This window comes from Nostoc sp. LPT (assembly GCF_017115165.1).
Taxonomy (GTDB): domain Bacteria; phylum Cyanobacteriota; class Cyanobacteriia; order Cyanobacteriales; family Nostocaceae; genus Nostoc.
In genome coordinates this window covers 1-5,810 of record NZ_JABXKF010000074.1, presented here as the reverse complement: position 1 = coordinate 5,810, position 5,810 = coordinate 1, and the positions used below count along the sequence as shown (strand labels likewise).

The window sequence follows — 5,810 nt, the reverse complement described above, 5'->3', positions numbered from 1 at the left end:
CATTGCAGAGGGACGCATTAACATTGTATTGGGATGCATTGGCATTGCAGAGGGATGCATTAACATTGTATTGGGATGCATTGGCATTGCAGAGGGACGCATTAACGTTGATATTGGGATGCATTGGCATTGCAAGGTATTGCCAAATTTAATTCGCTACAAATTAATGAAATGCTGTACTTAGGCTGATGTTTTAACTTAAGTATTCGTATCTGCACCACTAAGATTCAAGAGTCAAAATGAATTTTGTGCAACTGGTATATAGCGCAACAGTAGGACTCCTGCACAGAAGCAAGCTACGCGCATCGTCTGTCTGCGACACGCTGCGCGAACGTAGAGAGCGTCTGAATCACCGGATTTAAAACCTCTATTCAAAGATTACTGAATTCTGAATTCTGGCTTCTGAATTATTCTTTAGAAGTTAGTATCTTGTAAAAATTTAAGAATCGTTTTATTCAACACCTCAGAAGCCCCACTTGAGGCATCATGACAGCAGTTAGATAAAATCTGTAATTTGGAATTGGGGATATGTTGATGTAATTTCTTACCATGACTAGCAGGAAACCAACTATCTTGCTCACCCCACAAAACTAGTGTAGGACACTTAATTGCACTCAGGTTATTTTGAATTTTAGTGAGCATATTGGGCTTATTTGCTTGCCAATTCTCAATTTCTCGCGCAGCTATTTGTAACTCTTCAGCGACTTTTGCGATCGTACCAGGCAATTCAGTAAACGGGTAAGTTATCCAATAGATATCTTCCTGTGTCAAAATTGAGGGATCAAATAATACCCTACGTCTTTCTATTGCCATAACTTCTCTAAATAGAGGTGCAAACAGATATGTCAGACGTAAAGAGTCAATTGTTTGCATTACTTCTAGAGGCGTTTGGGCAAGTAACCACATAGACCAATGGGGTAGCTGTTCGGCAAAAACAGGTACATTTACTACTACAAGCCGTCCGATTAACTGCGGATTTTCTTGAGCAAGAGCAAGGGCAACTAATCCCCCTAGAGATTCGGCTACAATCACTGCGGGTTCATCACATAATGCCTGAATAATTCTTTGAAACTCAATAACTTGATGACCGTTGTGTTCTTTACGAGACAATGGTTTTTCCGAAAAACCAAAACCTTTGGCATCAAAACAAATTACTCGGTAATATTTAGATAATGGTGCTACGCTGTGGCGCCAATTGTAGCTCCAACTCCCCATACCATGTAATAAAATTAGCGGTTTACCTCTACCTCTTTCGCCATAAGCAATTTGTATAGGATAGCCTTTAGCATCAGTAATAACTAGACTTTGCCGCCCTTTAGGAAAAGTAGCTTGCCACCAATCTTTCATTCTTTTATCAATAAACAATTTAACCGCCTGTAAAGGCGCTCCACAGGATTCTAATTAGAATCACGGGCAATGCTACTAAGATAATGGAGATTAGCAATAATCCAGCTAAAACAGCAAAGATAAACCACCTGTCTGCACTCTTTTGCTCGCTGGGAAACTTTAAGTATTCTTCCAAGAGCTTGATATTATTAGTATTAGCTCTCCAGGCAAAATCAAAAAAGTCTCCCAAAACTGGGACAGCGCCTACCAAGCCATCAATGATTACGTTCAAAACCATTTTACCTAGAGTGGCTCTAGATACGCCTAGCCGTGCTGCTTCTAGAATGATGTAGCTAGAAAACATTATTCCCAAAAAATCACCACCAATCGGTATGAGTCCTAAAATTGGATCTATACCAAAACCAATCTTTGTGCCAGGAATGGTAATAACATTATCCAACAGCCGACTTAACTGACGCAGGCGCTTCAAAGTGGGTGCTTTGGCATCAGGTTCAATTATCGAAATTCGAGGAGGAGAATCAGACATAGAGGCGATCGCTAATTTTGTATTGAATCGTTAGATATTTTACTCCCCTACTGAGCTTTTGCAATCATTTTCTCAAGGATTTACGAATTAATATTTTTCTTGCGATTGCGGCCGGGCTTTTAAGCGCATATCTTCGCCGATAGTCACGTTCAACTGATCGCCGATTAACAGAACAGCAGCGCTCATTGACAGCCAGAGCATTAAAACTATCACAGCTCCTACAGCACCATATACTTTATTATAATTGCCAAAATTCGCCACATACAGCCGAAATAGGGCAGACAACATTGCCCAAAAAACAGCTGCTAAAATTGCTCCAGGCATCATTGGCGTGCCTGAGTTCCACTGGCTTGGGCCATAGCGATAAACAAAGCCAAAGGCGACAGCAACAATACTTAAAGTTAAAGGCCAGCGTAACAGCAGCCAAAGATGCAACAAAAAGATTAAAGAACTATTTTCGCGCGCTACTATTCCCAATAGCCAATCGCTGGTAAACACTGAGAAAGAAGCCAATATTAAAAGCAACATAGTACCAACTGTTAATCCCAGAGAGACAAGCTTGGCTTTCCAAAAGGGGCGGATGTTTTCTGAGGGAATTTGATGGATTTGATCGAGGGCTGTCATAGCGGTACTCACCGCCCCAGAAGCAGTCCAAATTGCTAATACAAAGCTTAGAGAAAATAAACCACTGTTTTTGGAGTTAGTAATTTCTGTGGTAGCAAAATCACGAATCAGATTCAGGGCTTCTTCAGGTAGAACTTGACTTAGTTGCACCGCCAGTTGTCTAAAGGTATTTTGTAAAGATTCTGCCAATAAGCCAATAGCTGTAATCAGAGCAAGAATTGCTGGAAACAGCGATAGCATGGCATTAAAGGCGATTTCTGAGGCGAGTCCGAAAAGTCGCCTTTCCATAGTCCTGGAAAAAGTTTTTTTGAGCGTGCGCCAATTGAGGTGGCGAAAGAAGCGAAAAAAACGAGGCTTTGGCATAATTTAGAGTTAAAACTGGTTGCGTTCATTAACTACTGTGCTAAATTTTGCGTAGCGATCGCATCTATCTTTTTACCACAAGAATACCGAGTGGAGAGCAGGGGAGCCAGGGGACAAGGAGAATAACCATGCCTCATGCCCAATGACTATTATTTATGAATCAAGTTGAATTACTTAGAGGATACACAAAAACTCCCCTCTGGTGTGAAGGGAGTCAGGAATTTAGGTATGAGGAATTGGATTTTACTGACTCAGCAAACCGATAGCCATTTCAAGATACATTTTCGCTTTGTGCAAGGCTAATAGCTTCTCTTGGGTGTACCTGTCTGGGTAATTCATGATTCTCCCTTCCATCGTGATTTTGATAAGTGCTGCTTGCTCATCGGTTGGTGCATTCATCTCATCTATAGCGTTACTCAGTGCTTGCATGAAAGCAAAGGTAGGAAGTTTTAATCCCTTACCGTTCTCAAACTGGGATAACGCCATACAAGGGAACACCATTAAAGATGTAATCCATGAAGTTTTGTACCCTTTATTCCCAGTTGGCTTAATGCCGTAGCGTAAGTATAGATCACGAAGTTCTTTGATGGTTTTGATTTCCAGTTCCGAACGTGTAAACATAGAGTAGCCATTCCTTAAAAGTGGTATCGGTGGGTAACAAGTTTCTCAGGCTTCTGTACCCATCGAATAAACACTTTAATGTTTCGCTTCCTCAAGATTCAAGCTATATTTACATCTCTCAATAATGCCTAATCCTAAAGGAACTCCTGAAAATTTAAAGCCAATTAAGTCAGAACGAGAGGAGCCGCTTACCGAGAAGATGAACTTACGCATGACAAAATCCATGAAAGAGGAAGTACAGCAACAAGACAATCCTCCTGAATTTTGTAGAGAAGCTATTCAAAAAGCGCTGGATGAAAAGAAAGGAAGGCAACAGTAAATAGTATTCAGATGGATTTTAGTACTTTCTTAGTACGCATGAGGATAAAAATGGCTGAAAATAGTAGTTATACGACCGCTTTAACACAACAGTGGTTGACAGAAATCCAGACACTCAAAGAGCAGATGGCGGAACTTCAAAGCGATCGCGATACGGCTTGGGAAAGTGCCCAAAAATGGCGTCAGCTTTACAACACAGAAGCAGAACAACGCCGCACAGATACCCAACTTTCCCAACAGACCATCGCCTCTCTCAAGGCAGAACTGCATAAACTCCAAGGTTTTGAAGTAGACACACTGGCTGCTGGGACACCAGTAGCTATCCAACAAGAAATAGAACAGCTAAAATCTGTAGAAGATTTGCAAGCTAAACTCATCGCCGCGATCAAAGAACGCGATCGCCTCTTGCAAGCTTTGAAAACTGAGCAGGACAATCACGCCCAAAGCCGCAATAGCCTGACTACTGCCTTGGGTGATGCTATTGATAGCTTGACACGCGAACGAGCAGGGAGATGAGGGAGATGAGGGAGAATTTTTGACTAATGCCCAATGCCCTAAAATCCCATTGCCTTGGCTACTGCGCCCAGTTCCGCCCCGATACCCTGTTGAAATTGACTGTGATTGTGTTTAATGGCTGTATCTGGGTCTTTTAGACCATTGCCTGTGAGGACACAAACGACTGTCGCCCCTGTAGGAATTTGGTCTTTCACCTGTAACAACCCAGCGACAGAAGCAGCGCTAGCAGGTTCGCAGAAGATACCTTCTGATGCTGCCAAAAGTCGATAAGCGTCGAGGATTTCGGCATCGGTAACGGCGTGGAAATTTCCCTGGCTGGCGGTTTGTGCCGCGATCGCTAATTCCCAACTAGCAGGGTTGCCAATGCGAATTGCTGTCGCTAGGGTTTCGGGATGCGCCACTGGCTGACCGTGGACTAAGGGGGCTGCTCCTGCTGCTTGGAATCCCATCATCCGGGGTAAGCGATCGCACTTTCTGGCTTGATGATATTGACAAAAGCCCATCCAATATGCTGTGATATTTCCGGCATTTCCCACGGGAATACACAGCCAGTCTGGTGCATCACCCAATGCATCGACAATTTCAAAGGCTCCTGTTTTCTGTCCTTCTAGTCTGTAGGGATTGACCGAATTCACCAAAGTGATCGGATAGCTTTCGGCCATCTCGCGGACAATTTCTAGAGCTTGGTCAAAATTACCTTTAATTGCCAATACTTCTGCGCCATACAGTAATGCTTGAGCTAACTTGCCCAGCGCTACATAACCGTCGGGAATCAGTACAAAGGCATTCATGCCTCCCCGTCTGGCATAAGCGGCGGCGGCGGCTGAGGTATTGCCCGTGCTGGCACAAATTACTGCTTTTGCCCCTGCTTCCTTGGCTTTGGAAATTGCCATAGTCATCCCTCGGTCTTTGAAGCTGCCCGTGGGATTCAAACCGTCATATTTTACAAAAACCCGTACTTGTCTGCCAATGCGTTCTGCGATCGCTGGCACTGGTATTAGAGGTGTATTGCCCTCCAACAGAGTGACAATCGGTGTTTTTTCGCTGACAGGCAAGTATTCACGATAGGCTTCTATCAATCCAGGCCAGGGTTGGCGATGAGATGTAGCAACAGACAGGCTCAAAGTCACGGGATTTAAAATTTCTGAATGTAAGGATTGGATATTTAGAAAAAGTGGGATAGGGAAGCGCAAAATGGGAAAGAGGAAGAAAGTAGATTTTTCGTTACCAGTTGCCTGTTGAGAGTTCCCTAATCCCAAAGGATCTTATTAAGAATATTATTTTTTGTAATGCAGGCGTTTCACTTGCTATTTTCATTTAGAAGGTTAATTTATCATAAACCGCCACGGCGACCTTCGGTTCAACAAATTAGCTTAGAGGATACTGACGAGGTGAAAAATCAATCATCTGCAAATCTATAGGACTCCTATTTGATTTTGAGGCGTTGCATAAATGCGGGATGAATCACTCAAATACAGGTATTTTGCTATACTTC

The 5,810-nt window shown here is 42.9% G+C and carries 8 protein-coding genes; 3 read left to right on the top strand and 5 right to left on the bottom strand.

What is annotated here, in order from left to right; translation table 11 throughout:
- A partial coding sequence (locus HWQ58_RS16395; RefSeq protein ID WP_292864474.1) for a hypothetical protein occupies positions 1–184 on the top strand: 184 nt, incomplete at its 5' end.
- Between the two features lie 230 nt (positions 185–414).
- Here HWQ58_RS16395 and HWQ58_RS16390 read toward each other — a convergent pair.
- The 4 genes from HWQ58_RS16390 to HWQ58_RS16375 form a co-directional block, all read right to left on the bottom strand.
- Complete coding sequence (locus HWQ58_RS16390) at positions 415–1,347, bottom strand: alpha/beta hydrolase (RefSeq protein ID WP_292864472.1); 933 nt, start codon at positions 1,345–1,347, stop codon at positions 415–417.
- A gap of 19 nt (positions 1,348–1,366) precedes the next feature.
- Entirely contained in the window at positions 1,367–1,873 is a 507-nt protein-coding gene (locus HWQ58_RS16385; RefSeq protein ID WP_292864470.1) for a DUF4112 domain-containing protein, read from the bottom strand.
- Between the two features lie 87 nt (positions 1,874–1,960).
- The gene (locus HWQ58_RS16380) at positions 1,961–2,860 is read right to left on the bottom strand and encodes a YihY/virulence factor BrkB family protein (protein WP_292864468.1); all 900 of its coding nucleotides are present in this window, start codon (positions 2,858–2,860) and stop codon (positions 1,961–1,963) included.
- A 243-nt stretch (positions 2,861–3,103) separates the two neighbouring features.
- Positions 3,104–3,481, bottom strand: coding sequence for a hypothetical protein (locus tag HWQ58_RS16375; protein ID WP_292864467.1), 378 nt, complete (start codon positions 3,479–3,481; stop codon positions 3,104–3,106).
- A 124-nt stretch (positions 3,482–3,605) separates the two neighbouring features.
- On the opposite strand from HWQ58_RS16375, the gene HWQ58_RS16370 reads away from it, so the two are divergent.
- On the top strand, positions 3,606–3,800 hold the full coding sequence (locus HWQ58_RS16370; RefSeq protein WP_099098922.1) for a hypothetical protein: 195 nt from the start codon (positions 3,606–3,608) through the stop codon (positions 3,798–3,800).
- 50 nt (positions 3,801–3,850) lie between these two features.
- Positions 3,851–4,315 carry a hypothetical protein gene (locus tag HWQ58_RS16365; protein WP_292864465.1) on the top strand — a complete coding sequence of 155 codons (465 nt, stop codon included), beginning with the start codon at positions 3,851–3,853 and terminating at the stop codon, positions 4,313–4,315.
- Between the two features lie 38 nt (positions 4,316–4,353).
- On the opposite strand, the gene thrC is transcribed toward HWQ58_RS16365, so the two are convergent.
- Complete coding sequence (gene thrC / locus HWQ58_RS16360; RefSeq protein WP_292864462.1) at positions 4,354–5,445, bottom strand: threonine synthase; 1,092 nt, start codon at positions 5,443–5,445, stop codon at positions 4,354–4,356.
- Positions 5,446–5,810: the final 365 nt, after the last annotated feature.